1 pseudogene is annotated in these 559 nt (G+C 37.4%); it reads right to left on the reverse strand.

What is annotated here, in order from left to right:
- Positions 1-455: pseudogene (locus tag ABD814_RS13220) on the reverse strand (IS21 family transposase); the annotation flags it as partial.
- Positions 456-559: the final 104 nt, after the last annotated feature.

Below are 559 nucleotides of genomic sequence, written 5' to 3' on the forward strand. Positions count from 1 at the left end.
CGCTTTTGAAATTCTTTATCATTATAAATTTCCAATTTCTCACGTACAGCTAGTTTTAGTTCTCCCATGGTTGTATATATTTCATTTCTTAATGAAGCAATAACTGCCGTTGCAATTTTACCAACCGCTCCTTCAACCGCTGCTTTCTGTTTAGGTTTTCTTACCTGAGCAGGCATAATGGCCATAACATAATGGTTTGCGAGAGCTTCATATTGTTCGTTTAAAACGATGTCACCCTCTTTGGGGTGAGTTATTACACCGGTCTTCAAATTGTCGCATATTAAACGAATTGTGGTACCGTCAAAATAGGTGAACATATTTATATGGCAACGTAGCCAGGTATCACTTTTCATATCAAGCGTTGGTTCCACATAAGTGTATTGACTATAAGGAAGAGCTCCTACAAACAGATAGACAGTGGTTATTTCACCTGTGTCTGGATTTAATAAACTCATGGTTGATCCACTCCAGTCAACTTGAATTGAGACGCCGGGTTTATGTTTCAAATGATTCGTTAATCGATATTGATCAATGTGCTTTTGATAATCTTCGCAAAACT

Source organism: Amphibacillus indicireducens (genome assembly GCF_039539605.1).
GTDB lineage: Bacteria > Bacillota > Bacilli > Bacillales > Amphibacillaceae > Amphibacillus > Amphibacillus indicireducens.